This window comes from Pseudomonas sp. LBUM1671 (assembly GCF_059695685.1).
In genome coordinates, this window is the sequence record NZ_CP166782.1 from 2,419,365 (window position 1) to 2,444,255 (window position 24,891).

Annotated in this window: 29 protein-coding genes; 14 read left to right on the forward strand and 15 right to left on the reverse strand. The window is 58.3% G+C overall.

Annotated elements, in window-relative coordinates; genetic code table 11:
• Positions 1-24 precede the first annotated feature (24 nt).
• From ACA060_RS11095 to ACA060_RS11105, 3 genes are all read right to left on the reverse strand, one after another.
• Complete coding sequence (locus tag ACA060_RS11095; RefSeq protein ID WP_497317200.1) at positions 25-450, reverse strand: nuclear transport factor 2 family protein; 426 nt, start codon at positions 448-450, stop codon at positions 25-27.
• A gap of 145 nt (positions 451-595) precedes the next feature.
• A complete protein-coding gene (gene grxC, locus ACA060_RS11100; protein ID WP_109629622.1) occupies positions 596-847 on the reverse strand; it encodes a glutaredoxin 3 in 252 nt (83 codons plus the stop codon).
• A gap of 30 nt (positions 848-877) precedes the next feature.
• Positions 878-1,396, reverse strand: coding sequence for a carboxymuconolactone decarboxylase family protein (locus ACA060_RS11105; RefSeq protein ID WP_109629625.1), 519 nt, complete (start codon positions 1,394-1,396; stop codon positions 878-880).
• A gap of 135 nt (positions 1,397-1,531) precedes the next feature.
• Between ACA060_RS11105 and ACA060_RS11110 the strand changes: the two genes are divergently transcribed.
• The 3 genes from ACA060_RS11110 (at position 1,532) to ACA060_RS11120 (ending at position 4,445) form a co-directional block, all read left to right on the forward strand.
• Positions 1,532-2,362, forward strand: a complete 831-nt coding sequence (locus tag ACA060_RS11110) for a helix-turn-helix domain-containing protein (protein ID WP_497317202.1) — start codon at positions 1,532-1,534, stop codon at positions 2,360-2,362.
• 188 nt (positions 2,363-2,550) lie between these two features.
• Positions 2,551-3,771, forward strand: coding sequence for a helix-turn-helix domain-containing protein (locus ACA060_RS11115; protein ID WP_497317204.1), 1,221 nt, complete (start codon positions 2,551-2,553; stop codon positions 3,769-3,771).
• Between the two features lie 35 nt (positions 3,772-3,806).
• Positions 3,807-4,445 (forward strand): Vgb family protein, encoded by a 639-nt coding sequence (locus ACA060_RS11120; RefSeq protein WP_109629634.1) that lies wholly within the window; start codon positions 3,807-3,809, stop codon positions 4,443-4,445.
• On the opposite strand, the gene ACA060_RS11125 is transcribed toward ACA060_RS11120, so the two are convergent.
• Together ACA060_RS11125 and ACA060_RS11130 are read right to left on the reverse strand one after the other, a co-directional pair.
• Positions 4,442-4,711, reverse strand: a complete 270-nt coding sequence (locus tag ACA060_RS11125; protein ID WP_497317206.1) for a hypothetical protein — start codon at positions 4,709-4,711, stop codon at positions 4,442-4,444. The genes ACA060_RS11120 and ACA060_RS11125 overlap by 4 nt on opposite strands.
• Positions 4,708-5,064 (reverse strand): hypothetical protein, encoded by a 357-nt coding sequence (locus ACA060_RS11130; RefSeq protein ID WP_497318382.1) that lies wholly within the window; start codon positions 5,062-5,064, stop codon positions 4,708-4,710. Before ACA060_RS11130 ends, ACA060_RS11125 begins: the two co-directional genes overlap by 4 nt.
• Positions 5,065-5,134: 70 nt before the next feature.
• Between ACA060_RS11130 and ACA060_RS11135 the strand changes: the two genes are divergently transcribed.
• Both ACA060_RS11135 and ACA060_RS11140 read left to right on the forward strand, forming a co-directional pair.
• Complete coding sequence (locus tag ACA060_RS11135) at positions 5,135-6,202, forward strand: hypothetical protein (protein WP_497317208.1); 1,068 nt, start codon at positions 5,135-5,137, stop codon at positions 6,200-6,202.
• Positions 6,203-6,218: 16 nt separating this feature from the next.
• Entirely contained in the window at positions 6,219-6,572 is a 354-nt protein-coding gene (locus ACA060_RS11140; RefSeq protein WP_109629643.1) for a DUF1428 domain-containing protein, read from the forward strand.
• Positions 6,573-6,586: 14 nt separating this feature from the next.
• On the opposite strand, the gene ACA060_RS11145 is transcribed toward ACA060_RS11140, so the two are convergent.
• Positions 6,587-6,781: a hypothetical protein gene (locus ACA060_RS11145; RefSeq protein ID WP_497317210.1), complete on the reverse strand. Its 195-nt coding sequence runs from the start codon at positions 6,779-6,781 to the stop codon at positions 6,587-6,589.
• Between the two features lie 60 nt (positions 6,782-6,841).
• Between ACA060_RS11145 and thpR the strand changes: the two genes are divergently transcribed.
• On the forward strand, positions 6,842-7,381 hold the full coding sequence (gene thpR, locus ACA060_RS11150) for an RNA 2',3'-cyclic phosphodiesterase (RefSeq protein WP_497317212.1): 540 nt from the start codon (positions 6,842-6,844) through the stop codon (positions 7,379-7,381).
• Between the two features lie 260 nt (positions 7,382-7,641).
• Here the strand turns inward: thpR and ACA060_RS11155 are convergent, their stop codons facing one another.
• From ACA060_RS11155 to ACA060_RS11175, 5 genes are all read right to left on the reverse strand, one after another.
• Positions 7,642-8,739, reverse strand: a complete 1,098-nt coding sequence (locus ACA060_RS11155) for a polyamine ABC transporter substrate-binding protein (protein WP_497317214.1) — start codon at positions 8,737-8,739, stop codon at positions 7,642-7,644.
• Between the two features lie 268 nt (positions 8,740-9,007).
• Positions 9,008-9,892, reverse strand: a complete 885-nt coding sequence (locus ACA060_RS11160; protein WP_497317216.1) for an ABC transporter permease subunit — start codon at positions 9,890-9,892, stop codon at positions 9,008-9,010.
• Complete coding sequence (locus ACA060_RS11165; RefSeq protein ID WP_162556267.1) at positions 9,889-10,770, reverse strand: ABC transporter permease subunit; 882 nt, start codon at positions 10,768-10,770, stop codon at positions 9,889-9,891. The genes ACA060_RS11160 and ACA060_RS11165 overlap by 4 nt, the downstream gene beginning before the upstream one ends.
• Positions 10,771-10,799: 29 nt before the next feature.
• Positions 10,800-11,942 carry a polyamine ABC transporter ATP-binding protein gene (gene potA / locus ACA060_RS11170; RefSeq protein ID WP_109629660.1) on the reverse strand — a complete coding sequence of 381 codons (1,143 nt, stop codon included), beginning with the start codon at positions 11,940-11,942 and terminating at the stop codon, positions 10,800-10,802.
• Between the two features lie 345 nt (positions 11,943-12,287).
• Complete coding sequence (locus tag ACA060_RS11175; protein WP_109629663.1) at positions 12,288-13,049, reverse strand: gamma-glutamyl-gamma-aminobutyrate hydrolase family protein; 762 nt, start codon at positions 13,047-13,049, stop codon at positions 12,288-12,290.
• Positions 13,050-13,329: 280 nt separating this feature from the next.
• On the opposite strand from ACA060_RS11175, the gene ACA060_RS11180 reads away from it, so the two are divergent.
• The 5 genes from ACA060_RS11180 to ACA060_RS11200 all read left to right on the forward strand — a co-directional run bounded on the left by ACA060_RS11180 (position 13,330) and on the right by ACA060_RS11200 (position 19,346).
• Entirely contained in the window at positions 13,330-14,706 is a 1,377-nt protein-coding gene (locus tag ACA060_RS11180) for a glutamine synthetase family protein (RefSeq protein WP_497317219.1), read from the forward strand.
• Between the two features lie 251 nt (positions 14,707-14,957).
• Positions 14,958-16,448 carry an aldehyde dehydrogenase gene (locus ACA060_RS11185; RefSeq protein ID WP_497317221.1) on the forward strand — a complete coding sequence of 497 codons (1,491 nt, stop codon included), beginning with the start codon at positions 14,958-14,960 and terminating at the stop codon, positions 16,446-16,448.
• 71 nt (positions 16,449-16,519) lie between these two features.
• Positions 16,520-17,803, forward strand: coding sequence for an NAD(P)/FAD-dependent oxidoreductase (locus ACA060_RS11190; protein ID WP_497318213.1), 1,284 nt, complete (start codon positions 16,520-16,522; stop codon positions 17,801-17,803).
• A 441-nt stretch (positions 17,804-18,244) separates the two neighbouring features.
• Positions 18,245-18,793 (forward strand): cupin domain-containing protein, encoded by a 549-nt coding sequence (locus tag ACA060_RS11195; protein WP_007946335.1) that lies wholly within the window; start codon positions 18,245-18,247, stop codon positions 18,791-18,793.
• Positions 18,794-18,899: 106 nt separating this feature from the next.
• Positions 18,900-19,346 carry an NUDIX hydrolase gene (locus ACA060_RS11200; RefSeq protein WP_497317223.1) on the forward strand — a complete coding sequence of 149 codons (447 nt, stop codon included), beginning with the start codon at positions 18,900-18,902 and terminating at the stop codon, positions 19,344-19,346.
• A 153-nt stretch (positions 19,347-19,499) separates the two neighbouring features.
• Here ACA060_RS11200 and ACA060_RS11205 read toward each other — a convergent pair whose 3' ends face one another.
• The 3 genes from ACA060_RS11205 to ACA060_RS11215 all read right to left on the reverse strand — a co-directional run bounded on the left by ACA060_RS11205 (position 19,500) and on the right by ACA060_RS11215 (position 20,977).
• Entirely contained in the window at positions 19,500-20,018 is a 519-nt protein-coding gene (locus ACA060_RS11205) for a hypothetical protein (protein ID WP_497317225.1), read from the reverse strand.
• A gap of 96 nt (positions 20,019-20,114) precedes the next feature.
• Positions 20,115-20,627 carry a DUF6644 family protein gene (locus tag ACA060_RS11210; RefSeq protein ID WP_497317227.1) on the reverse strand — a complete coding sequence of 171 codons (513 nt, stop codon included), beginning with the start codon at positions 20,625-20,627 and terminating at the stop codon, positions 20,115-20,117.
• Positions 20,627-20,977: a DUF6152 family protein gene (locus ACA060_RS11215; protein ID WP_497317229.1), complete on the reverse strand. Its 351-nt coding sequence runs from the start codon at positions 20,975-20,977 to the stop codon at positions 20,627-20,629. The genes ACA060_RS11210 and ACA060_RS11215 overlap by 1 nt, the downstream gene beginning before the upstream one ends.
• 328 nt (positions 20,978-21,305) lie before the next feature.
• Between ACA060_RS11215 and ACA060_RS11220 the strand changes: the two genes are divergently transcribed.
• A complete protein-coding gene (locus tag ACA060_RS11220; RefSeq protein WP_497317231.1) occupies positions 21,306-21,776 on the forward strand; it encodes a GNAT family N-acetyltransferase in 471 nt (156 codons plus the stop codon).
• 113 nt (positions 21,777-21,889) lie between these two features.
• Here ACA060_RS11220 and ACA060_RS11225 read toward each other — a convergent pair whose 3' ends face one another.
• On the reverse strand, positions 21,890-23,365 hold the full coding sequence (locus ACA060_RS11225; protein WP_497317233.1) for a hypothetical protein: 1,476 nt from the start codon (positions 23,363-23,365) through the stop codon (positions 21,890-21,892).
• A gap of 129 nt (positions 23,366-23,494) precedes the next feature.
• On the opposite strand from ACA060_RS11225, the gene ACA060_RS11230 reads away from it, so the two are divergent.
• Entirely contained in the window at positions 23,495-23,908 is a 414-nt protein-coding gene (locus ACA060_RS11230; RefSeq protein ID WP_497317235.1) for a hypothetical protein, read from the forward strand.
• A 571-nt stretch (positions 23,909-24,479) separates the two neighbouring features.
• Positions 24,480-24,869 carry a hypothetical protein gene (locus ACA060_RS11235; protein ID WP_497317237.1) on the forward strand — a complete coding sequence of 130 codons (390 nt, stop codon included), beginning with the start codon at positions 24,480-24,482 and terminating at the stop codon, positions 24,867-24,869.
• Positions 24,870-24,891 lie beyond the last annotated feature (22 nt).

A 24,891-nucleotide genomic window follows, 5' to 3' on the forward strand; every position in this document is an offset into this window, starting at 1 on the left:
GTGATCTTGGGCGGGATTTTTTATTCAGATGCGGAAGGCTTGTCGGCCTACCAGCAACCATTTGCCAGCCTTCTTCTGCCAGATCTGGAAGTTCTCGATTTCAGTCGGGACCAGTTCGGTGCCCTTGATCGCCTGTGCCGAAAAATGATGGCGAACCAACGCAACATCACCCGAGACGGTGATGGTCTGGTTCTGCATTTCCAGGGTTTTGAAAGCGCTCTTGCCCGTTTCGATATCGGCGATGAAGTCTTTCTTGTCCTGGACCTTGCCGCTGGAGTGCCCGTAGGTCAGGTTTTCAGCGGTCAACGCTTTCAGTTCGGGGATGTTTTTATGGAGCATGGCTTGCGTCAGATGGTCCACAGCGTCTGCGACATCCTTCTCGCCCGGGGCTGCTGCCACGTAGCCACTGAACAGGCACAGAAAACCAATCAGCACGTTCACTTTTTTCATGGGTATTTCCTTGTTGTTATGAATGACTCGTCGGTCATCGTACAACTTGGCAGAATTAAAATGAAGAGTGGCAAAACGACGAAGCAAGACTTCTATGCTGATAGAAGTCTTGCCGGGTAAAGGGAAGGGCGTCTGGATTACAGCTTCAGGCCAGCATCGACAGCAGAGCACCTTGACGGTCCAGTTTGGCCAGGTCGTCGAAGCCTCCGACATGGGTGTCACCGATGAAAATCTGCGGCACGCTGCGACGACCGCTGCGGGTGAGCATCTCCTGGAATTTGCCGGGTTCCGATTGAACGTTTATTTCCCGGGTGGCGATCCCTTTGCTGGCCAGCAACGCCTTCGCATTGCGGCAATAGGGGCAGGTGTCAGTGGTGTAAAGCGTCACAGTATTCATGGTGTGTACTCCTCGAATTAGAGATCCGCTTCAAGCGTCGATGGCCGGGAAGTCGATGTCGGTCAGCGCCAGATTGTTCAGGTAGTTGGTCAGGGTCTGCGAGGCAATGTGGGCGACCACCTCGATGATCTTGGCGTCGGAGATGCCGGCTGAGCGCGCCGCTTCAATCTGCTCGTTGCTCACGTGGCCGCGACTTTCGGTGATCTGCCGGGCAAGCGTGGCAAATGCGTTGAGTTGGCCGTGTCGGGCGCTGACGATGTCTTGCGCAGACAACCCGGCCTTGCCGGCAAACAGCGTGTGCGCCGCCAGGCAGTAATCGCAGCCGTTGACTTGCGAGGTGGCCAGGAAGATGGCTTCTTTTTCAGGCGCGCTCAGGGACGTTTTGCCCAGGGCCACCGACTGTTGCAGATAGGCAGACAGCACAGCGGGGGCATGGGCCAACGTCTTGAAGACGTTGGGCAAAAAGCCGATTTTCTTTTGCACGCCTTCCAGCAGCGGGCGAGTGGTTTCGGTGGCTTGGTCAAGGCTCAGGGTGTTGATGCGGCTCATGGTGAGACTCCGTCGATTCAAGCGCGGTATGCGCTGGGTACGGGGTCCATGCTAGGGATCTGTGCTGGCTTTGAGGGTGCAAATCGTCGAGGATATGCAACAGATCGTCCAAATATGCTCCCGGGGAGTCGTTCCATGGATCGCTTGTCCACCTTGCTCACGCATTTCGGTGTCAGTGCCGGAACCTTCCACAGCGGGGATTTTTGCGGCGTCACGGCGTTTGATGGCGACCAGGCCACCGGACACCTGCATTTGCTTCAGGCCGGCGAACTGACGCTCAAACTCGCGGATGGGCGAGACCTGCAACTCAATGAGCCGACGTTGATTTTCTTCCCGCGACCTTATCGCCATCGGTTGCTCGCCAACGAAACGTCGGGCACTCAATTGGTGTGTGCCACCCTGGAATTCGATGGCGGGGCGGGCAATGCCCTGGCGGCCGCGCTGCCTGAATACCTGGTGCTCGAACTCGACAGCATCCCGACCCTGGCCGGCACGCTGGACTGGTTGTTTAGCGAAGCCTTCGGCGGCATTTGTGGTCGCGAGGCGATGATGGACCGGCTGTTCGAACTGCTGGTGATTCAGTTATTGCGGCACATTCTGACCAGCCGCGACCAGACGCCCGGGATGATGGCCGGTCTCGCCGATCCACGCCTGGCGCGCCCCTTGAGCCTGATGCATGACTCGCCCGGCAAAGCCTGGACGGTGGCTGAACTGTCGGCAGCGGCCAATATGTCCCGGGCCAGTTTCGCTGAATACTTTCGTTCCGTGGTGGGGCAGACGCCGGTCGACTATCTGGTGAGCTGGCGTATCAGTCTGGCGCAGAAACGTTTGCGTGAAGGCAAATCCATCGCACTGATCGCCGATGAAGTCGGCTACGAAAGCCCCTCGGCGCTGGCCCGGGCGTTCCGGCGCAAAACCGGCACCAGCCCGCGCGAATGGCTGCAAGACGCAAGAAGCCCGCGCTGACCACCCTGTCGATTGAACACAATCCCTGTAGGAGCGAGCCTGCTCGTGATGGCGGTGGATCAGTCGCCATCGATGTTGGATGTGCCGGACAATTCGCGAGCAGGCTCGCTCCCACAGGTTTCGTGGGCGTGAGATAGACTCATCAACGGGCATCGAACCGTGGGAGTGACACCTGTGGCGCAATTCAAATGGATTCGTTGATCACCGCTGCAGCGCACGCACTCGCGGCGGGTGATCCCCTCGGCGCGTTGAACCGGGTTGCCTTGCGCGACGATGCCCCTGCGCTGGCACTTCGCGGCATCGCCATGGCGCAGTTGGGCGATCTGGTCCGGGCCAAGGCATTGGTGCGCAGCGCCGCACGCGCCTTCGGTCCGAAAGCGCCGGTAGCCCGGGCGCGGTGCGTGGTCGCCGAAGCCGAAATCGCCCTGGCTTCGCGGGATCTGGCTTGGCCAGTGAAGACGCTCGAAGCGGCGCGAGTGACGCTGGAGGCCCATGGCGATCACTCGAACGCGGCCCATGCGCGGTATTTGCAGATTCGCCGTTTGTTGCTGATCGGGCATCTGGATGAGGTCGAAGGGATGCTCGCCGAGCTCGACCCTGCGCCGCTGCCGCCGGCATTGCGTGCCGTTCATGAACTGGTGGTGGCCGGGATCGCCGTGCGGCGACTCGAAACAAAAAAGGCGCGGTCTGCGCTCGAAAGGGCTCAACGTGCTGCGTTCGACGCCAGCATTCCCGCGCTGACCGCCGAGGTCGAACACGCCGCACAGGTCCTCGACACTCCCGTGGCACGACGGATTGCCCGTGGTGAAGAGCGCCCCCTGTTGCTGGATGAAGTGGAAGCGCTGCTGAGTTCACCGTCACTGGTGGTGGACGCGTGTCGATACGGCGTGCGCGGCGCGGGGATGTCGATATCCCTGGCCAAACGCCCGGTGCTTTTTACCCTCGCGCGGGCATTGGCCGAAGCCTGGCCCGCGGATGTGGCGCGGGAAACGCTGATCACCCAGGCCTTTCGCTTGAAGCTCACCGACGAGTCCCATCGCGCACGGTTGCGCGTCGAAATCGGTCGGCTTCGTGCGGCGCTGAAGCCTCTGGCCGGTGTCAGTGCGACGAAGCGCGGGTTTGCGCTGCAACCGCAGATTGCTGACGAGGTTATGGTGCTGGCGCGGCCCGTCGAAGAGCCGCAAGCGGCGCTGCTCGCTTTCCTGGCTGACGGCGAGTCGTGGTCGAGTTCGGCGCTCGCCCTGGCGCTGAAGGCCAGTCAGCGCACGGTGCAACGGGCACTCGATTCGCTGGCGGCGGCGGGCAAAGTGCAGTCCTTTGGCCGCGGGCGAGCACGGCGCTGGATGATGCCGCCGCTGCCCGGATTCGCGACGACTTTGTTACTCACAGCTTGGGTGCCGGGTGACTAGGATCCATTCCACCACCCAACGAAGAGGATGCAACCATGAAGCAATCATCTGCCGAAATCATCCGCGAATACGGACCCTTTCCGGGCGTCGACAGCGTGCATGGCGTGTCTTATGACGGTCAGCACGTCTGGTTCGCTTCCGGAGAAAAACTCAATGCCCTCGACCCGACTAGCGGGAAGACACTGCGCTCGCTTGATATCGCCGCACATGCCGGGACCGCCTTTGACGGCCAGCACCTGTTCCAGATCGCCGAGGATCGCATCCAGAAGATCGATCCTTCGAACGGCCGGGTACTCGGCAGCATTCCTGCGCCTGGCGGCGGTGGCGATTCAGGGCTCGCGTGGGCCGAAGGAACGCTGTGGGTCGGGCAGTATCAGGAACGCAAGATCCATCAGATCGACCCGGACACCGGCAAGATTCTGCGCACGATCGAGTCCAACCGCTTCGTCACCGGCGTGACCTGGGTGGAAGGCGCTCTTTGGCACGGCACATGGGAAGGAGAGGAAGGGGAATTGCGGCGAGTAGACCCGAACACCGGCGAGGTGCTGGAAAGCCTTACGCTGCCGACCGGTGTCGGCGTATCGGGGCTTGAGTCCGACGGCGCGGAGCGGTTTTTCTGCGGCGGAGGGAACAGCGGTAAGGTACGGGCCGTTCGTCGGCCCGCCTCATCCTAGAAGGTGAACGCGCGAGAAGACCGAGGCGCCCTTTGCGCCAATTCGATCTCCAGCAGGTGTTCAACCAAAACGTCATTGAGAAACCGGAACTGATCGTTGAGCCCGACCACTTCATTGTTGAAGTGGTTGGCGGCGGCCGGTATCAGCAATGCTTCGAATTTTTTGTCAAACACCAGCGACAGTGTTTTACGAGAAACGAATTCCTGGGAATAGTAGTTGTTGCCGAACACCGGGAAGCTGACGGATAGGGTGATGGCGTGGATCATGATCTGCGCTCCTCGGCGAGGACAATGTAGGAAAAAACGGTCAAGGTCACGGCCGTCAGGGCCAGACAGGTCAGCAGATGGATCAACATGATTTTCCCCTCCGGTGTGGGGTTTTGCCTTGGGATGAGTTGATCCTGCGCCTGGCGGTTTTTTAGCGGAAGGTAATCATCGCGATGGTGAGTATCGACGCCGTTGATGGTGGTCTCGCGGGCCTCATCGCGGGCAAGCCCGCTCCCACAGTGGTTTGCGGGGGAACACAGTTTTGCAATCGACACAAAACCCTGTGGGAGCGGGCTTGCCCGCGATGAGGTCCTGAAAATCACCACCAATCCCAAGCGAACAATTACCGCCACCTATACTCAAATAAATAGGCTTTTCGAGCGCCGGACATACCGCCCGGGGAACACTGTAGGAACCGCGATCTTGAACCTGCGTTCGCTGATCGTCGCCGTGATGGTGGTGTTGGCGGGATGCGCCACGCCTCCGCGTGCCCCGGTGGTAGCGCCGATCGTGGTGGTGTCCGAAAGTACTTGGCGCCAAGTGGATCAGGAGATTGTCGCAGCCTCCCAATCGGCCACCGAACAGACCAAAATCTACGCTCGCGGCGCCATGGATTACTGGCGCACCCGGGTCTACCAACTGACCGAAGAGAACTTCATTCCCTGGTTCAGCAGTTACTGGACCCAGGAATGGCTGTCGATGAAGGTCAGCTGGTACAGCCTCAGTGCCCAGGGCGAGCAGGATGCCTCGGCCAAGCGCCTGGCCGCCTATCTGCTGGAGCAATACCAGAAGCGCGTGCTGGCGCCGGTCGCGGTGGAGATCGATCCCGACGCGATTCTTGGCCTGGCGACGGCCTTCTACGTGGACATTGTTCAGGAAGAGCTGCAGCGAATCTCTCAGCGCCACGGCATACCAATGACCCAGCTCAACGGCCGCATCCAGAAAATCCCCGCCATTGCACTGGGCCCGCCGCCCGCCCGGGATGCTTCGTTGTATCAAGTGGTGCACACCCAGCCGTTGAACAGCTTGCCGGCGTATGCGGCGCTGATCGAGAAGATCCACAAGGCGGGCGGCGACAAAGGGGTGGATAACACCGAGACCGCCATGGCACCGGTGGCCAAGCGCGCCAGTAAACGGATAGAAGCGGAAATGGCCCCGCGAGGAGCGGCCAGTGCGGTGGCGGCGGCCGCCGGGAAACTGGCCGGAGCGCTGATTTCGGTGGGGGTCGCGGGCGTTCGGGCGATTATCCAGGCCAACGATCGGCCGGACAGCGAGGCGCTGATTCGCAGCAGCCTGGGCAATACGTTCGACAAAGCCTGGACGAAACTGGTGCAGAACCCGACTACCGGCGTGATGGCGGGGACGTTGTACATGGCGGCGCAGATCGAGGGCAACCTGGCGGGGAGCGCCGACGTACCGTCGGTCAGTTCGAGCAGCGGCGCTGTCGATTGGAGCCCGATGGAAACGACTAGCCAGCAGACCGTTCCATAACCGAAGGAGAAACACCATGTCCTACGTTGATGGCTTCCTTGCTGCCGTACCCACCGCCAATCGCGAAAAATTCAAGAAACACGCCGAAACCGCCGCAGTCATTTTCAAGGAAAGCGGCGCGCTCAGCGTCGCTGAATGCTGGGGCGACGATGTGCCTGAGGGCAAAGTGACTTCGTTTCCCATGGCGGTAAAACTCAAGGAAGACGAAACCGTAGTCTTCAGCTGGATCATCTGGCCAGACAAGGCCACCCGTGATGCGGGCATGGACAAACTCATGAACGATCCGCGGATGCAGCCGGACGTCAATCCGATGCCCTTCGATGGCCAGCGCCTGGTCTATGGTGGTTTCGAGATGATTGTGAAGGCCTGATCCCGACGAAAGGATCACTCCGGCGACGGGGTGATCCTGCAGCTTTTGCGGTTGCGGATCTCGCTGTCCGTCGGCCGCTCCCTGACGAACTCGAAGCGCGGCTCACCTTCGCTATAGTGAACCAGCCAGCCCCATTCCAGCTCGGACTCATCCTGCCCCGGTTTCGGTGGCATCGCCCACCATGGCTCTTTGCTGATGATTGCTCGCATGGCCCCCTCCCGTTGATTCGGTTGGTTCAACTATAACGTGCATGTCAGGAGCTGCCAGGCATGACTGACGAATCCCATGAACCGTCCAAACGGCTGTTCTTTGCGCTGAATTGCCCGCCGGAGCAACGCAAGGCCATTGCCCAATGGCGCAGCGCCCTTGAGCTGCGCAGCGGGCGCCCGGTGCCGGCGGACAGCTTTCACCTGACGTTGTTGTTTTTAGGGGCTGTCGGCGTGGCGCAGATCGGCGAGATCTGTGCGGCGGCTGCGAAGGTTCGCGTACCGGGTGCGCCACTGAGCCTGGCGCTGGATCGGCTGGATGTCTGGCGCAGGGCAGGGGTGTTGGTGCTGGCGCCAGAACAGGCACCACCGGAGTTGTTGCGTCTGGTGTATGCGCTCGAGCAGGCGATGCTGCCGTTTGGTTTTGAGGAAGCGTCGAAAGAGTTTCGGCCGCATTTAACGTTGATGCGCGACTATCGACTGCCGGTGCCTGAATCCGCGACGCTACCCGAGTTTTTCCTGCGCGCCGATCGTTTTGTCTTGTTTGAATCCCATAAGGGACGGTATCGGGCGCTGGCGGAATGGTCTCTCGTTCCCGCATAAAAAAAGGCGCCCGAGGAGGGCGCCTGAATTCACCTGAACCGAGGAAGCCAGGTGAGGCCGTTCGTCAGAGAGGGTGCAGCGGTGGTAAGGCGCTGCGTGAACGGAAACGGTAATACCTGCCAGCATTGATGGTGAAAGCTCTGGCCTCATCGCGAGCAGGCTCGCTCCCACATTATTCCGTGATGGAACACAGGCTTGTGAACGACACGAATCCCCTGTGGGAGCGAGCCTGCTCGCGATGGCGGTTTCAAATTCAGCAATTACTTCCCGAGCTTCACCCGCGTCCAGCCCCGGGTCATCACCCGTTGAACACCGATCGGCATATCCGGAATCGCATACAACGTCGCCATCACCGCTTGCGGCGGGTACGACCCCGGGTCATTCCGGATCGCCTCATCCACCAACGGCGTGGCCGCTGCGTTGGCGTTGCTGTAGCCGATGTTGTTGGTGATCTCGGCGATGATGTCCGGGCGCATCAGGAAGTTCATGAACAGGTAGGCGTTCTCGACGTTTGCCGCGTCCCGCGGGATCGCGACCATGTCGTAGAAGCTGCCGGCCCCTTCTTTCGGAATGCTGTAGTCAATCTTCACCTTGTCGCCCGCTTCCTGGGCGCGCGCTTTGGCCTGCAGCACGTCGCCGGAGTACCCGACCGCGACGCAGATATTGCCGTTGGCCAGATCGGAGATGTATTTCGACGAATGGAAGTACGCCACCGACGGCCGAATCTTCATGAACAGCGCTTCGGCTTCGGCGATCTGCGCCTTGTCCTGGGAGTTCGCCGGGTAGCCCAGGTAGTGCAGGGCGGCCGGGAGCATTTCTGTCGGCGAGTCGAGGAAACTGATGCCGCAGGCTTTCAGCTTTTCCGCGTTTTCCGGTTTGAACAGCAAGTCCCAGGAGTTGGTCGGTGCGTTGGCGCCGAGCACTTCCTTGACCTTGGCTGGGTTGAAACCAATGCCGATGGAGCCCCACATGTACGGGAAAGCATGACCGTTATCCGGGTCGCTCGCGGACGCGTTTTTAAGCAGCACCGGGTTGAGGTTTTTCCAGTTCGACAGCTTCGACTTGTCCAGTTCCTGATAGACCCCGGCCTTGATCTGCTTGGCCAGGAAACTGTTGGACGGCACAACGATGTCATAGCCGGATTTGCCTGCGAGCAGCCGCGCCTCAAGGGTTTCATTGCTGTCGAACACATCGTAGGTCACGCGGATGCCGGTCTCGTCTTCGAACTTCTTGACCGTGTCCGGGGCGATGTAATCCGACCAGTTATAGACGCGCAGAACCTTGTCATTGGCCTGGGCGCCAGTAGCCATTGCGCCCAATAAGGACAGTGTCAGCAGAGTCCTGCCAAACATTTTCATCGGTACAACTCCATTTCTTTTTTATTCAAAATCACACAGCAAGATGCAGTGAACACAAAACCCTGCAGTAAGGGGATTTACCTGTAGTGAAGGGATCTATTTGTGGCGAGGGGATTTATCCCCGTTCGGCTGCGAAGCAGTCGTAAAACCATCACACGCGGTGTACCTGATACACCTCGGTTGCAGGTTTTGGGGCCGCTTCGCGACCCAACGGGGATAAATCCCCTCGCCACAGTTTTTGTGTTCACTCACCTCATCAACAACGGCACTACGCCGTCGCTTCCGCCATTCGCTTTTCAGGTTGCTGCCACGACTCGCTCGCGGTCTGGTCCATCGCTTCCTGAATCGCGCGTTTACGGGTGGCTTCGGCGCGGCGGCTGAAGTACCAGACCATGAACGTTACGATCGAAACCGCCAACAAAATCAAACTGGCCACGGCATTGATCTCAGGCTTCACGCCCAGACGCACCGCCGAGAACACTTCCATCGGCAACGTCGTCGAACCCGGCCCCGACACAAAACTCGCCAGCACCAGGTCATCCAGCGACAAGGCAAACGACATCATGCCGCCGGCCGCCAGTGACGGCGCGATCATCGGAATGGTGATCAGGAAAAACACCTTGAACGGCTTCGCCCCCAGGTCCATGGCCGCTTCTTCGATGGACAAGTCCAGCTCACGCAAACGCGCCGAGACCACCACCGCCACATACGCTGCACAGAACGTGGTGTGGGCGATCCAGATGGTGACGATGCCACGCTCCATCGGCCAACCGATCAACTGCGCCATCGCCACGAACAGCAGCAACAGCGACAGACCGGTGATCACTTCCGGCATCACCAACGGCGCCGTCACCAAGCCACCGAACAACGTGCGTCCCTTGAAGCGCGTCACCCGAGTCAATACAAACGCGGCCAACGTCCCCAACGCGACAGCGGCAATCGCCGTGTAGCAGGCGATTTCCAGCGAGCGCACCACCGAGCCCATCAGTTGCGTATTGTCGAGCAAGCCGGCGTACCACTTGAACGACCAGCCGCCCCAAACGGTGACCAGCTTGGAGGCGTTGAACGAGTAAATCACCAGAATCAGCATCGGCAGGTAGATAAACGACAGGCCGAAAATCAGCATGAACTTTGAAAATCCGAAGCGTTTCATCCCCGACCCTCCATCTCTTTGGCCTGGCTACGGTTGAACAACAGGATCGGCACAATCAGGATCAACAGCATTACCACCGCCAGGGCAGACGCCACCGGCCAGTCGCGGTTGTTGAAGAACTCTTGCCACAGCACGCGACCGATCATCAGGGTCTCCGGGCCGCCCAGCAGTTCCGGAATCACGAACTCACCGACCACCGGAATGAACACCAGCATGCAGCCGGCAATGATCCCGTTCTTGGCCAGCGGCACGGTGATTTTCCAGAAGTTGTTGAAGTTGCTCGAACCCAGGTCGGACGCGGCTTCCAGCAAGCTTTGATCGTGCTTGACCAGGTTGGCGTACAGCGGCAGCACCATGAACGGCAGATACGCATACACCACGCCGATATACACGGCGGTATTGGTGTTGAGGATCTCGATCGGGTGATCCGTCAGCCCGGTCCACATCAAAAACCCGTTGAGCAAACCGTTGTTGCTGAGAATGCCCATCCACGCATACACGCGGATCAGGATCGCGGTCCAGGTCGGCATCATGATCAGCAACAGCAAAACGTTTTGCGTTTCCTTGTTCGCCTTGGTGATCGCGTAGGCCATCGGGAAACCGATCACCAGGCACATCAGCGTGCTTAAAAACGCGACCTTCAACGAGCCGAAGTAGGCCGAGATGTACAGCTCATCTTCGGTCAGCAGCGAGTAGTTGCCGATGTTCAGCAGCAGCTGGAATTTCTGCTCGGCGAAAGTGTAGATCTCGGAGTAGGGAGGAATGGCCAGGGCCGCTTCCGAGAAGCTGATCTTCATCACCAGGAAGAACGGCAACAGGAAAAACAGGCACAGCCACAGGAACGGAATCCCGATGACGAGCTTTCGACCACTCGGCATCAGCCGCATGAACTGCTGATTGAGTGTTTTCATGAGCGCAGTACCACGCCGCTGTCGTCTTCCCACCACACGTAGACCTTGTCGTCCCAGGTCGGACGGGCGCCACGGCGTTCGGCGTTGGCCATGAACGATTGCACGACCTTGCCGCCAGGCAGCTCGACGTAAAACACCGAGTGACCGCCGAGGTAAGCGATGTCATGCACCTTGCCTTCGGACCAGTTGTAACGGGTGTCCGGCTTGAGGGTGCTGACCAGCATTTTTTCCGGACGGATCGCGTAGGTGATCGACTTGTCCTGCACCGAAGTGCTGACGCCGTGACCGACGTAAATCTTCTGCTCCAGGTCCGGGCTGTGAATGATCGCGTGACCTTCCAGGTCTTCCACCACCGTGCCTTCAAAGGCGTTCACGTTGCCGATGAATTCGCAGACCATGCGGCTGACCGGTGCTTCATAAATGTCGATCGGGCTGCCGATCTGCGCGATCCAGCCCAGATGCATGATCGCAATGCGCTGGGCCATGGTCATGGCCTCTTCCTGGTCGTGGGTCACCATCACGCAGGTCACGCCGACGCGCTCGATGATTTCCACCAACTCCAGTTGCATCTGCGAGCGCAGCTTTTTATCCAGTGCGCCCATCGGTTCGTCGAGCAACAGCAGCTTCGGACGCTTGGCCAGGGAGCGGGCGAGGGCCACGCGCTGACGCTGACCGCCGGACAACTGATGGGGTTTGCGTTTAGCGTATTGAGTCATGTGCACCAGGCGCAGCATCTCTTCAACGCGGGCGTCGATTTCGCTGGCGGGCAAACGGTCCTGTTTGAGGCCGAAGGCAATGTTCTGCGCCACGGTCATGTGCGGGAACAGGGCGTACGACTGGAACATCATGTTGATCGGCCGTTCGTACGGCGGCATGTCGGTGATGTCGACACCGTCGAGGAAAATCCGTCCTTCGGTCGGGCGCTCGAAGCCGGCGAGCATGCGCAGCAGGGTCGATTTGCCGGAGCCGGAACCACCGAGCAGGGCGAAGATTTCCCCTTGATGAATCTCAAGCGAGACATCGTCTACGGCGCAGGTTTCGTCGAACTTCTTGGTGACGCGGTCGACTTTCACCAACACCTTTTTCGATGTCTGGTGACCTTCAAGAGCCTTCCTGTAAGTGCTGGAGGCGTTTGCCATGTGAAACTCCCAACAGGTTTCAGTCGTCGGGCCAACGCGGCCTGACTTAAGAGTGGATTGCTAGCCTGAGCCGGTATTACCGGTTGGCGCTTGCCCTTGTAGGAGCGAAGCTTGCTCGCGAAGACGGCGTGTCAGTCGACATCATCGTTGCCTGATACACCGCCTTCGCGAGCAAGCTTCGCTCCTACAGGGGATTGCGCTTGCTGACCGCTCAGGCTAATTCGGCGCCGCCATCCTGGCTGCCTGGGTCGTACTTGTTGTTATTGCAGTGTGTTGTTTCGCAAGTCACGGACGCGCAAAGGCACGCCCGCCGGACTCGCGGGGGCAGTAAAGGGGTGTTTTAAGTCAGCGGGTTTTACGCAGCGCGGCCCGTTGCCGGCACGCATCGCCGAACGCCTGGAAAATACTTAAATAGGGTGGATTCGAAAGGACCTGCCATTCCGGATGCCATTGCACGCCGACGGCAAACGCCTTGCTGTGCTCCACCGAAATCGCCTCGATCAAGCCGTCTGGCGCAACTGCTTCCGAGCGCAATCCCGGCGCCAGTCGGTCGATGCCCTGACTGTGAATCGAATTGACCATGAACTCCGCCGGCAACTCCAGCGCTTCGAATACACCACCCGGCTGCACCGTCACCGCATGGGCCGGTGCGTATTGCACCGCCAGCTCCGGACTGTCCGCTTCGCGGTGATCGAGCATGCCCGGCAGTTCATGCACCTTCTGATGCAGGCTGCCGCCGAACGCCACGTTCATTTCCTGGAAGCCGCGGCAGATGCCGAGCACCGGAACGCCCGCCGCAATGGCTGCACGCAATAAAGGAAGGGTAGTGGCGTCCCGCGCCGGATCGTGATCCGTGCCGGGGGCACTGGCCGGGCCTTGATAGTGGAAAGGTTCCACGTTTGAAGGAGAGCCGGTCAGCAGCAGACCGTCGAGATGCGCCAGCACATCTTCGATTTCAGTCAAATCGCCTAAGGAAGGAATGACCACAGGCAGCCCCAAAGCCGCAACGCTGACAGCACGCAAGTACTTGTCGCCGCTGATGTGGTAGGGGTGCAGGCCAATCTGTTTGACGCACGCTGTAACGCCGATCAATGGCTTGAATGCCATTTTTATCACCTCGAAGTTTCACACTTGAACGAGCTTTTCCGGAGCTTAGCCTTGTTGATTTTAATTAACAACTCTCATGTAAAAAATTCTAAACGCCGCACGTCTGATCATCAGGGTTTACGCAGTGCGCATGACTAAATTGGCACTCTCGTCCCCCAAAAAGGCCTGAAAATAAAGGTTGAGAGGCCAGGTGTTCGCTATTGACTTCACTTTGCCGTTCGGGTTGACTGGGCTCGCAACAAGGTAGTGAACATAATAATTAACAGCTAATAGGTGCATCATGTCGGTCCCTCTGCGTACCGTTCAACTCAACGAAGCAAACGCATTCCTTAAGAAATATCCTGAGGTTTTGTACGTCGACCTTCTGATTGCGGATATGAACGGTGTGGTGCGCGGCAAGCGCATCGAACGCACCAGTCTTCATAAGGTTTACGAAAAAGGCATCAACCTCCCGGCGTCACTGTTTGCTCTGGACATCAACGGTTCTACGGTGGAAAGCACCGGCCTGGGTCTGGACATCGGCGACTCGGACCGAATCTGCTTCCCCATCCCGGGCACCCTGAGCATCGAGCCTTGGCAGAAGCGCCCAACCGCTCAGTTGCTGATGACCATGCACGAACTTGAAGGCGAGGCGTTCTTCGCAGATCCGCGCGAAGTGCTGGCCAATGTGGTGCGCAAGTTCGATGAGCTTGGCCTGACCATTTGCGCGGCATTCGAACTCGAGTTTTATCTGATCGACCAGGACAACGTGAACGGTCGTCCACAGTCGCCGCGTTCGCCGGTGTCGGGCAAGCGTCCGGTGTCGACCCAGGTCTACCTGATCGACGACCTCGACGAATACGTCGACTGCCTGCAAGACATCCTTGAAGGGGCGAAAGAGCAGGGTATTCCTGCCGACGCCATCGTCAAGGAAAGCGCCCCGGCGCAGTTCGAAGTGAACCTGCATCACGTCAACGACCCGATCAAGGCCTGCGACTACGCGGTGCTGCTCAAGCGTCTGGTGAAGAACATCGCCTACGACCACGAGATGGACACCACGTTTATGGCCAAGCCGTATCCGGGCCAGGCGGGCAACGGTTTGCACGTGCACATTTCGATTCTCGACAAAGAGGGCAACAACATCTTTGCCAGCGAGGATCCCGAGCAGAACGCCGCGCTGCGACACGCGATCGGCGGTGTGCTCGAGACCCTGCCGGCGCAGATGGCTTTCCTGTGCCCGAACGTCAACTCGTACCGTCGCTTCGGCGCGCAGTTCTATGTGCCGAACTCGCCGAGCTGGGGCATCGACAACCGTACCGTGGCGGTGCGAGTGCCGACCGGTTCGGCAGATTCGGTGCGCATCGAACACCGCGTGGCGGGCGCCGATGCCAACCCGTACTTGTTGATGGCGTCGGTGCTGGCCGGTATTCACCATGGCCTGACCAACGAAATCGAGCCGGGCGCCCCGGTGGAAGGCAACAGCTACGAGCAAAACGAGCAGAGCCTGCCGAACAACCTGCGCGATGCCCTGCGCGAGCTGGACGACAGCGAAGTCATGTCGCGCTACATCGACCCGCTGTACATCGACGTGTTCGTGGCGTGCAAGGAAAGCGAGCTGGCCGAGTTCGAGAACTCCATCTCGGACCTTGAGTACAACTGGTATTTGCACACCGTTTGAGTCTGAAAGGCCCTCACCCTAACCCTCTCCCAGAGGGAGAGGGGACTGACCGAGTTATCTCAGGACATTCAGCGACCTGACCGATCCAGTCGATTATGGAGTCGGTACAAAAGCTTCAGGTCGCAGGAGTTCCCGAGCATCCCCCGATCAGTCCCCTCTCCCCCCGGGAGAGGGCTAGGGTGAGGGCTGGACCCCAAGCCAAACACATCAGCCAGACACCCACCCAATTTCCTCTGCGTCGAGTCACAACCATGACAAACACCCGCAGCGACTGGGAACAACGCTTCCAGTCCCTCACCATCGAAAGCCGCGCCTTCATCGACGGCCAGTACCGCCCGGCACTCAGCGGTGACACCTTCGAATGCATCAGCCCGGTCGACGGCCGCTTTCTCGCCAACGTCGCCAGTACCGACGAAGCCGACGCCAACGAAGCCGTGGCCGTCGCACGCCGCACTTTCGAGTCCGGCATCTGGGCCAACCTCGCCCCGGCCGAGCGCAAGCGCATCCTGATCCGCTTCGCCGACCTGATCCTGGCCAACCAGCAAGAACTGGCCCTGCTCGAAACCCTCGACATGGGCAAGCCGATCAACGATTCGATGAACATCGACATCCCGGCGACCGCCAACGCGATCCGCTGGAGCGCCGAGGCCATCGACAAGATCTACGACGAAGTCGCCGCCACGCCGCACGACCAGTTGGGCCTCATCACCCGCGAACCTGCGGGCGTGGTCGCCGCGATTGTGCCGTGGAACTTCCCGCTGATCATGGCCAGCTGGAAGTTCGCCCCGGCCCTGGCCGCCGGCAACTCGTTCATCCTCAAGCCTTCGGAAAAGTCGCCACTGACCGCGATCCGTATCGCCCAGTTGGCGCTGGACGCCGGCATTCCGAAAGGCGTGTTCAACGTCCTGCCGGGCTACGGCCATACCGTCGGCAAGGCGCTGGCGTTGCACATGGACGTCGACGTGCTGGCCTTCACCGGCTCCACCGCGATTGCCAAGCAACTGCTGATCTACGCCGGTCAAAGCAACATGAAACGCGTCTGGCTCGAAGCGGGGGGGAAGAGCCCGAACGTGGTGTTTGCCGACGCGCCGGATTTGCGCGCGGCAGCACAAGCGGCGGCCGGTGCGATTGCCTTCAACCAGGGCGAAGTCTGCACCGCCGGTTCGCGTTTGCTGGTGGAGCGTTCGATCCGCGAGCAGTTCATTCCGCTGCTGGTGGAAGCGCTGCAAGCGTGGAAACCGGGGCATGCGCTGGACCCGGAAACCACCGTCGGCGCGGTCGTCGATCAGCGGCAACTGGACAACGTGTTGCGCTACATCCAGGTCGGCAAAGACCAGGGCGCGCAACTGATCGCGGGCGGCAGTCGCACTCTCGAAGCCACCGGTGGCCTGTACGTGGAACCGGCGATTTTCGACGGCGTGACCAACGCCATGACCATCGCCCGTGAAGAAATCTTCGGCCCGGTGCTGTCGCTGATCACCTTCGACACCGCTGAAGAAGCGCTCGCCATCGCCAACGACAGCATCTTCGGCCTGGCCGCCGGCGTCTGGACCAGCAACCTGAGCAAGGCCCACACCTTCGCCCGTGGCTTGCGTGCCGGCAGCGTCTGGGTCAACCAGTACGACGGCGGCGACATGACTGCGCCGTTCGGTGGCTACAAGCAGTCGGGTAACGGTCGGGACAAATCGCTGCACGCGTTCGACAAATACACCGAACTCAAAGCGACCTGGATCAAGCTCTAATACCTATAAAAAAGCGACGGTCACCGGCACGCTGCCGGTGGCCATCGGAGAAAGCTATGAAACAAGATTCTGTGAAACAAACCCACGTAAACAGCTACTACGCCGCCACCCGCAACTTCACCGGCGACTTCCCGGTACTCGAACAAGCGGTGGACTGCGACGTCTGCATCATCGGCGCCGGCTACACCGGTTTGTCCTCGGCGCTGTTCCTCTGCGAAGCGGGCTACAGCGTGACCGTGCTGGAAGCCGCCAAAGTCGGTTTCGGCGCCAGCGGTCGCAACGGCGGCCAACTGGTCAACTCCTACAGCCGCGATGTCGATGTGATCGAAGAACGCTACGGCGACAAGACCGCCGAAGTCCTCGGCAGCATGATCTTCGAAGGCGCCGACATCATTCGTCAGCGCATACAACACTACGACATCCAGTGCGACTACAAGCCGGGCGGCATTTTTGCTGCGCTGAACAAGAAGCAGCTCAAAGGCCTGGCCGAGCAGAAAAGCAGCTGGGAGCGCTACGGCAACAAAAACCTGAAAATGCTCGACGCCGCTGATATCAAGCGCGAAGTCGGTTGCGACAACTACGTCGGCGGCCTGCTCGACCTGCAGGGCGGCCACATCCACCCGCTGAACCTGGCCCTCGGCGAAGCCTCGGCCATCATCGGCCTGGGCGGCAAGATCTACGAGCAATCCGCCGCAGTGGAAATCACCTACGGCGAACCGATCACCGTGCGCACCGCCAAAGGCATCGTGCGCGCCAAATACCTGCTGATCGCCGGCAACGCCTACCTGCCGCAAGACCTCGACAACCGCGTCACGCGCAAAAGCATGCCGTGCGGCTCGCAAATCGTCGTCACCGAACCGTTGTCCGAGCAAGTTGCACGCAGCCTGATCAAGAACAACTACTGCGTCGAAGACTGCAACTACCTGCTCGACTACTACCGCCTCACCGCCGACAACCGTTTGCTGTACGGCGGCGGCGTGGTCTACGGCGCCCGTGAACCGGACGATATCGAGCAACTGATCAAGCCGAAAATCCTCAAGACCTTCCCGCAACTGAAGGACGTGAAAATCGATTACCGCTGGACCGGCAACTTCCTGCTGACCATGTCACGCATGCCGCAATTCGGCCGCATCGAGAAAAATGCCTACTACATGCAAGGCTACAGCGGCCACGGCGTCACCTGCTCGCACCTGGCCGGCAAACTGATCTCGGAAATGATCCGCGGCGACGCCGAACGCTTCGATGCCTTCGCGTCGCTCCCGCACATGCCCATGCTCGGCGGCCGCACCTTCCAGGCCCCGCTCACCGCCATGGGCGCCGCGTATTACGCACTGCGTGACCGGTTCGGCATCTAGCCCCAACGCAATCCCTGTAGGAGCCAAGCTTGCTGGCGAAGACGACGGCACAGTCAACATCGATGTCGCCAGAACCGCCGCCATCGCGAGCAGGCTCACTCCCACAGGGATTAGCGGTGTACACAAACTCGGCTAACACACAGATCAAACTGTGGCAGCGAGCCTGCTCGCGATGAGGCCCTATCAGTCACCATCGATATCGCCTGACTCACGCTCATCACAAGCAGACTCAATCCCGCAGCTTGCGTCGCTGAACTGGCTGGCATCAACCCCCAACAACCTTTTCACCCAACCACTTATCGAACCTGCTGAGCAACACCCTCAAACGTGATTTAATACCCGCCTTTCACATTTCCGGGACAGGGAAGCGGTACTTTCGCGGCCAAAAGTCGCCCGCCATCCACCCCCATAACCCTTAAGTATTCCTCGCATAAGGCTGTCATGGACACGGGCTCACGACTCAAACTAGTACGCGAAAGCTACAAACTCTCCCAGCGCGAGCTGGCCCGGCGTAGCGGCGTCACCAATGCCACCATCTCCCTGATCGAACAGAATCGCGTCAGTCCCTCCGTCAGCTCCCTGAAAAAACTGCTCGAAGGCATTCCCATGTCCCTGGCGGACTTCTTCACCTTCGACCAACCGCCGCGCGAGCACCAATACGTGTTCCGCGCCAATGAACAGCCGGATCTCGGCCGTCATGGGCTGCGGTTGCTGCTGATTGGGGCTTCGGTGCCGAGCCGGCAGATGCGCTTGTTGCGTGAGCAATACGCACCGGGGGCGAGTTCGGGGGAAGAGCCGATTGTGCATTCGGAAGGGGAGGAGTGTGGGCTCGTGACTCGGGGCACTGTTGAGCTGACGGTTGATGGACAGATCAGTGTGCTCAACGCTGGCGACGGGTATTACTTCCCGACGACGCTGCCTCACAAGTTTCGCAATATCGGCCAGGATGAAGCTGAAATCATCAGTGCCAACACGCCGGCTAACTTCTGATATCAAAACGGACACCCTGTAGCACCTGCCGAAGGCTGCATCCGCGGCCAACGCCGATGGGCAGCAGCTGCTATAGGGTTTAAACAAAGTAAATGGACTTCACCTCATGACCTCACTCCGCATTCGCGCCCTAGCACTCTGCATCTTCCATCACGATGGCAAGATACTGGTCAACGAAGCACTGGACCCCGTTACTGGAAAGCCATTCTTGCGCCCAATCGGTGGCGGAATCGAGTTTGGCGAAACCAGCGCCCAAGCCGTAATACGTGAAGTCGATGAAGAACTTGGTATATCCATCACCGATGTTCGCCTGCTCGGCACGCTCGAAAACATCTTCACCTATGCCGGCACGCCCGGGCACGAAATCGTGCAGGTCTACGATGCAAAATTCGTGGATGCCGCCGTCTATGAACGGCCCCACTTGAACGCTCACGAAAGCGATGGCGCTGCCTTTATTGCGAAGTGGCTGCCGCTCGACAGTCTTACTGGCGATACGCCGCTGGTTCCTGCCGGGTTGTACGAGCTGCTGAAGAAGGTTGCACTGTTGGACTGATGTTTGGTCATTAGACATGCCGCTGTTTAGCTTACGATCGTTAGGATGCGGTCACTTTTCAAGGAACGAAAATGACAAACGCTGATGCCGACGCCGTTGAGGGCCCGACGATCAGTAACGGAATAGATGACAGCGCTCAATCAGTCAGCGCGCTCAAGGCGTTGGCAGTGATAACCGATCCAGAGCACAGCCGTTGGCCGGTGACTGTTTAGCCTGAAAGAGTCGAGCTCCGGAATCCAGATCAACGATGTTGATCTGGCAGCCGCTCATGACATTGGGGCCATCAGTGATTCCGCCCTTGATCACATAGCGGGCGCCCGGCAGGAACTCACTGACAAAATCGACCGTGCATCTGCGGTTGCCGCTGGCCCCGCCTTCCAGCACCAGGTGAATCGGTTTGCCCGCTTCAATGGCTCGAAAACCTTCGGGTTTCGAGGGGTACCCACCACTGACCGAGAACAGTTCCCGTGCGGGTGTAACGGGTACCGACCTGCCGTACTTGCAGGCTGTGGTCGGCGCTGCGCTAAGGGTCAGGTAGTTGCGACGGTTGATCAGTGCGTCCATTTCACTGCGAATCTGAGCTTGGGGCGCATTGGCGGGAGTTTCGTATTGCGGGATCGGCGAGCAACCCGCAATCAGAAGCAGGAGCGAGCCTGAATACAACGGTTTCATGGGCGTTTCTATCCGTAGCGCTTAGAGGTGGGCACTCTAATACTATTTGTTGGAAGTGGAATAAATAGATCAGGTCATTTTTTCTATTTTGCCCTGTCAGGTGTACGCCAACAGTCGACCGCAAAACACCACGCTGACCCATAACATAATCGAAAAGATCGCCTGGATTTTTGCTATTCCAGGCGCCGCGATGTCGGTGTTCCACCGGGCTACTGAACGGAAGACACCCACGTGAAAAAGAGCCGCATTGAGGCCCGCAATACCGATCAAGCAAAGCTTAAGAATGAAAACGCCGTTGGATGCGAAGTCGTGCGGATGGGCTGAAAACATCATCAGCCCAGCCGGGACGATCAATAGCAGGGCCGCGACTCCCCACCTCAGGAGGTGGCGAGCCAGTGCCGTCACCGCAAGATCTCTCGACAGCCCGAGAACCCGCAGGTCGAACATGACGACAGAGCCGACAAGCACCACGAAACCAAGGATGTGAACCACCTCGACGATCGGATACAGCCATAACTCGCTTCGCATGGCCGACCCCAGTTGCGAGTCACCCAGATAGTCCAGCCAGCCGCCCGGACCCGATCCACCGCTGGTACCAGTTGTCTGCATCAGCGTAACTCAGTGGTTTTGTTGTCGACCGTGATGCGTTCTGCGCGCAGTTCATCGGGGTTGCTGCGATTCTGATAGCCCACCACCGTAGCCCGTTTTCCGACACTCAGCATTTCCTTGGAAAGACCACGGTTCTCCATGCGCGAGGGCGGCGCCAGCACAATGTTCCAGGTCTTGTCGTCGGTCTTCAGGCGAACGAACCCGTGCGGGTGGGAATAACCGGACTCCTCGATTGTTCCGTCCAGCTGCAAGGCTTTGCTCGAGTCGTACTCACTCCAGCCGTGATGAGCAAACACCGCCGATGCCACCAGTAACAATGAGAATCCAAAGGACCCAAGCAAGCGCTTCATGATGCGATCTCCTGTTACGGATTATTGATGACCGTCAGCCTGTTCTGATCAGGAACAGGTCAATCCAGAGAATCTATAAAAATAGTACAAATTCGTGACGTGGGAAGGCCGACCAATTTCCCCCTCTAAATTGACAACCCGGATCATTCAAAACACTATCGACCCATGACTTCCATTTCCCGCATGAACATGATGTGCACTTCCATGACCGCCGCTGGCGGGCCGTGAGGTCACGCGTTCACAGGATTTGACGTAGTGACACAAGGCCCCGCCAGAAATGGACGGGGCTTTTTAGTTCTCCGTCCACCGATGGCTCAAGGAGAATGAAATGTTCGAGATCAGACGAGCCCAGCCAAGCGATGCCCAAACCGCATTCGATATTCGCCTTCAAGCGATACGGCACCAATGCATCGGCGCTTATACCGCAGAACAAATGCTCGCCTGGACAGCCGGAGCCGCCAATGATGGGTATGGCGATTTAATGGAAAAACACTTTTATCTGGGCTGTATTCAGGATGAACCGGTGGCGACAGGGATGCTTGATCTGGAGAACAGCGAAATCGGCGCGATCTTTGTGCTGCCGGGGTTCATGGGACAAGGCATCGGCTTGAAGATGCTCAACCATCTGGAATGCCTGGCGCGGGAGTTTGGCCTGAAGGAGGTCAATCTGGACGCCACGTTGAACGCGGCTGACTTTTATCGGCGCTGCGGTTTTGTGGGCAATGAACCTGCTATTTACCATTCACCTTCAGGGCTTCAGTTGGCGTGTGTACCAATGGTGAAGGGACTTTTGCTTTGATTCGGAAAGGAGGGCAGGGCTAAAAACAGGTCATGAAAAACCCGCAGTGATGCGGGTTTTTTGTGGCTGAAAAATGCGGACAAGATCTGTTCACTTTTTAATGGCTAGGCCACTTAAGATTCCACCACCTCAATCGTCCATTCTGCCTGCACGTTCTTCGTGACGTATTGGAACGGCACAAACATTCCATACGTTTCGAGGTAGACGTAAATGTCGGTGCTGTATTGGTAAGAATCTTTTATGCAGCTGATTACCTTGGCAGTCCCGATCAAACTCGGGTGATACGTGCTGGCGGGTTTCTGCGACAGCACCTCACAGCTGAACCTGTCGTCGACCGGCACCAGGGCTCTGGGACCTTTCCCGCCGTTGGTGTATTGAAGCCGCATCTCCTGCGCCGTGTATCGCAGAAGTGCGCCGACCGGCATGTGCGCCCAATCGCCCTCGAAGCTGAGGTTCGTCAGCGCCTTATCCTCAATCGATATCTCACCTGCACGAGAGCTGAATTCACTTTCCGCCAGGACAATCAGGCCTCGGAACGTGGCTTTGACCCAATGACCGCGTCTGTCTTCATAACGCTCTGTCAGTTGATTGCCTGCCTCTCCTGAAAGGTATGTCGAGTCACGCCCGTTGAGCCGCACGCCTTCATCTGAATACTGTCTTGGCTCGGAGTTATCCTTGAACACCCGGCGCAGGTGCTGAATGCTTTTCTCCGGTTTGGGCATATTCAATGCCTCGATGGCTTTCAACACCGGGGCAGCAACGACGGGGGCCGGTGGTTCGAAGGGCGACTGCTCACGCCCTTCAAATGGTTTGTATTGGTCAAGCGACTGCGGTTTGCCACAGGCCACCTGAACCAGCTGACGCTCATCGGCGCCGAGGCTTTGCGGGCCGATGGGTTTGAGATCGGTCTGCATGCTTCCAGCGAGTACACGGCTGTGAGTATCAAGGTAGAAATGGCTTAACGCAGTCAGTTGTTGCAGGGCGCAGTTGGCCGTCCACCGCTGGCGTACCTGCCCATACAAGGCGTTTTTGCCGGGCATCAACATCTCGCCGGGCAGTACCCGAGCCGTCCAGAAAGTCACCTCATCACCTTTTACTGTCAGGCTGCTGCGGTCGATCATCTGCCAATCCTGATGCTCGGGTGCCGAGAACACGCGCCATTGAGGAGGTGCTGTCTGGGCACACACCTGTTTCAACTGCGCACTTTGCAGGTACTGGCTCTTTTGTTCCGCAGGCAATTGCCGGTACTCCTCCGAAAGCCCCCGCGGGTTGGCGGCAAATAGCGACATTCCCGCTTTGCTGCGGTAAGCCATTTGCGCATCCGGCTGGCTGCAGTGGGCGTCGAAACGTGCCAGATAGTGGAGATCCGGACTTGGGGACGAAGTCACTAGATAGGTGATCCGATCGCCCTCACGCACGATCGAGTTCGGCTCCGGTGTCTCGAACAGCACACTGTTGAAAACCGCAAAACCCGGCTGGGCCTCAGGTGTTTTGATTTGAGCGGGTGTTGTTGCTTGGCATCCAGAGAGGATCACGGCAACGGTCAGCAGTGAAAAAAAGCTGAAAGGGCGGAGGAACGTGGCATCCATGCGGGTGTACTTCATTGATAGGGTGATGGCATATTAACATGAGTACTGGCTGCCAAATAGAACGGCGCTTACAGCGACAAACAGGCATCTGGATTTCAGGGCTGCGACTCAAATTATGGAGAGGCAAAGATGACTGGACAGGTTTTGAAGTCGAAGTTGGTGAATTTTCTGGTGGCCGATGCCGAGGTGAATTACGACAACGTGGACGATTTATATTCCATGGCTGAGGCGGGCAATGTGGGCGCGTTAGGCGATGTGCTGGAGGCCTTCAAGGAAGCGTACGGAGGACTTTGGGTTGGCGGGAAGATGGAGCTGACCCAATCGATGGTTCGTTTGAGTGCCAATGCCATGAATCGCCTCGTTCAGGATGGGACGCTGGATATTGAACTCCCACTGGCATTAATCCGGAAGGTCACGATTGAAGGCGGGTTCATGACGAAGATCATCCGACTGGATACCGGCGCTGGCAGCGTTAAGTTTCGGTGTTTTGGTGCGAAGGATGTTGCTGGGCTGATTGAGAAAACAATCTTCTCGCCCAACTAATAAAAAGGAACAAAAAGGTAACAGATCAATTTAAATAAATAGATCTGACACCTTTTCGCTTAATGGCGGGACGACCGACAACGGCCCAACGCCTGCTGGATCCAAGACTGGCGAACCAGGGCAGGCAACGGTAGCAGCATCGGAGGAAACTCTGGTGGCGGTTAGTTCGATCCTCAGTCCGCGCTGTTAGATGAACTCGGCTTTTGGAAAAAAGGTGACAGATCTATGTTCATAAATAGATCTGTCACCTTTTTACCTTGCGTCAATTGGGAAAGACGGGCAGGGGCGCCGCCCGGCCCTGAGCCGGGCTTTTTTCGTCGTTTTTTCATCCCGGTCCATGTGGTGGTGGCTCTGCGCCATGAGTGATAGGATTTGACGGCGGTGTTTCAGGGTGAGTCTTTTCTGCAGGCATCGCGAACGCAGATGGGCCTGGGAACTAAATCAATAAACTGCGCTTTCTTTCGCCCAATCGGTGTCGGCATCGAATTCGGCGAAACAGCACCCAAGCCGTCGTTCGGCGAGTTGAAAATACGCTCGCTGTGATTTTTATTAGTTATATCAAGGACGTTACATGGTCAATGTCAAGAAAGTTGGGCTGTATGCAGGGATTTTGGGAGCGCTGGCATCTGTGGGTGCATTAGTACTGCCGGATAAAGCCGTTTCGCAAAGTACCAATGGTGCCAACAGTCCGGTGGTATCAGGAAATGGAAACTCGGTAACCTATCAAAACGGGTTTCCTAATCTCGAAACAATCAAGGCGCAACGTCCCAATATCAGCAATGAACAGTACGATGCGATAAAGCCTGGAATGACGTATAAGCAAGTACTGGATGTAGTCAAGATACCAGGAAAAGAAGCATCTTCAGGTGGACCTGTGCAGGTTTATACTTGGGGTACTGAGTTGTATGTGTATATGGTGGTTACTTTGGTAAATGGTAAGGTGCAGTCGAAGTCTCACTGAACTTGATATAGGTGGCAGCTCT